This is a genomic window from Xanthomonas sp. SHU 199, from assembly GCF_000364665.1.
Lineage (GTDB): Bacteria > Pseudomonadota > Gammaproteobacteria > Xanthomonadales > Xanthomonadaceae > Xanthomonas_A > Xanthomonas_A sontii.
The window spans coordinates 1-2,505 of the sequence record NZ_AQOI01000069.1 but is presented as its reverse complement, the minus strand read 5'-3'; the positions used below and the strand labels follow the sequence as shown (position 1 = coordinate 2,505).

General features: G+C 67.5%; 2 protein-coding genes. Both read left to right on the top strand.

Going from position 1 to position 2,505, the window contains the following annotated elements; all coding sequences use genetic code 11:
- Nucleotides 1-1,255, top strand: a 1,255-nt coding sequence (locus tag D183_RS0103575; protein ID WP_017907789.1) for a chemotaxis protein CheA, incomplete at its 5' end; no start/stop codon positions are given.
- Nucleotides 1,256-1,705: 450 nt separating this feature from the next.
- Nucleotides 1,706-2,505, top strand: an 800-nt coding sequence (locus tag D183_RS0103570; RefSeq protein ID WP_343122556.1) for an MCP four helix bundle domain-containing protein, incomplete at its 3' end; no start/stop codon positions are given.

The following is a 2,505-nucleotide window of genomic DNA, read 5'->3' as shown; positions in this document are numbered from 1 at the left end:
GCCGCCGACCGCCGCCACCGCGGCGCCGGCCGCCGCCGTGGCTGCCAACGCGCCGGCGGGCAATGCCGCGGCCGCGCACGAAGCGGAAAGCTCGATCCGCGTCAGCGTCGACAAGGTCGACGCGCTGATCAACCTGGTCGGCGAACTGGTCATCACCCAGGCCATGCTCAAGCAGGTCTCCACCGGCCTGGACCAGGCCGTGGCCGAGCGCCTGTTCGCCGGCCTGGACCTGCTCGAACGCAACACCCGCGACCTGCAGGAAGCGGTGATCGGCGTGCGCATGCTGCCGGTGGACGCGGTGTTCCGCCGCTTCCCGCGCCTGGTCCGCGACCTCTCCACCCGCCTCGGCAAGCAGGTGCGCCTGCGCACGATCGGCGAGGGCACCGAGCTGGACAAGGGCCTGATCGAGAAGATCGCCGATCCGCTGGTGCACCTGGTGCGCAACTCGATCGACCACGGCCTGGAACTGCCGGAGGCGCGCCGCGCCGCCGGCAAGGACGAGACCGGCACCATCACCCTGGCGGCCTCGCACCAGGGCGGCCACATCGTCATCGAAGTCAGCGACGACGGCGCCGGCCTCAACCGCAACCGCATCCTGGCCAAGGCCGCCGAACGCGGCATCGCGGTGCCGGACAACCCGAGCGATGCGCAGGTCTGGGACCTGATCTTCGCCCCGGGCTTCTCCACCGCCGACGCGGTCACCGATCTGTCCGGCCGTGGCGTCGGCATGGACGTGGTCCGCCGCAACATCCAGGGCCTGGGCGGCGAAGTGCAGCTGGAAAGCGAATCCGGCCGCGGCACCCGCGTGCTGATCCGCCTGCCGCTGACCCTGGCGATCCTCGACGGCATGACCGTGGCGGTGTCGGGCGAAACCCTGATCCTGCCGCTGGCCTACGTCATCGAGGCGCTGCAGCCCAAGGCCGACGACATCCGCACCATGGCCGGCGAAGGCCGCGTGCTGCGGGTCCGTGGCGAGTACCTGCCGATCCTCTCGCTCAGCGACTCCTACGGCTTCGGCCGCATCGAGCAGAGCGAAGAACCGCTGGTGGTGGTGGTCGAGGCCGACGGGCAGAAGCTGGCGCTGGAAGTGGACGAACTGATCGGCCAGCAGCAGGTGGTGGTCAAGAACATCGAGAACAACTACCGGCGCATCAGCGGCATCTCCGGTGCCACCATCCTCGGCGACGGCCGCGTCGCCCTGATCGTGGACATCGGTGGCCTGGTCCGCTCGCTGCGGGTGCAGCAGGCGGCCTGACCGCCCCGCCCTCCCGCACCACGCCACACACGAGCCCCGGCAGCGATGCCGGGGCTTTTTGTTTGCGGTGTGCGCTGCAGATCCGCGTCTCTGCGGACATGGCCGCCAGAGACAGGGCGCGCGCTGCACGCAGGTGCCCGCCATCCGACCTGCAAACACCGCAACGCGGACCTAAAGAACCCGCCGCGATTGCCGATAGCCAATTGAGCGCACAGTTTTTGTCTACATGTGCGTGCCGGTCACACCTGGGGAGGTGGAACCGGCGCTTCAGGGGAGCGATCGGAGGAGCTGCCGGTCGCTGAAGCCGTGCTGCAGCAGTGGGGAAAACGCATCGTGTGCCGTGTTGGCGTGGCTTGGACGCATGTTTCCGCATGCCTTTCGCCTGTTTTACGCACTTCATCACAGATGAAACCAGCATTACGACCGGTTTTCCCTGCTACCGACCACGCCGTGACTCGTCCATTTTCAGGGGGTTCCAACATGACGTCGCTCTTGCAACGCTACAACGTGGGCCGCCGCCTCGGCGGCGCGTTCGGCCTATTGATCCTGCTGTCCTGCCTGCTGGTCGCGGCCGGCCTGCTGTCCATGTCGCGGGCGCGGAACGAGCTGGACCGCATCGTCAAGATCAACGTCGAGAAGATCCGCATCAGCAACGGCATGCTCGACGACAACGCCAACATCCTGGTCGCGCTCGGCACCTTGGCAATGGTGAGCAGCGAACAGCTCAACCGGGAAGCACTGGCGGAAATCAAGCAGCATCGCGCGCACTATATGGAGATGCGCAGGCAACTCGATGCGTTCCCTTCAACCAGCGAGCGCATCCGCACGCTGCGCGCGGAGATCGATGCGCAACGGACGGTCGCAGGCAAGATCAACGATCAGGTGATTGCGCTCGGCGCGGCCAATCGCAACGACGAAGCGCAAGCCCTATTGAACGAAAAGGCGCGACCGGCCACAGCCGCCTGGCAGGCCAAGATTCGGGAAAACGCCGATATCCAGGACGCGCAGATGAAGCAGGCCTATGCCACGGCCACCGAGGCGATGACCGATGGCCGCAACATGCTGCTCGGCGGCGGCCTGGCCGTGCTGATCGTCAGTGGCCTGCTGGCCTGGACCATCACCCGCAGCCTGACCGGACCGCTGAACCAGGCCACCCGCGCCGCCGAAGCCATTGCCGATGGACGCCTGGACAACGACGTGGCCACCGAGGCGCGCGACGAACCCGGCCGCCTGCTGGTCGCGATGGGCCG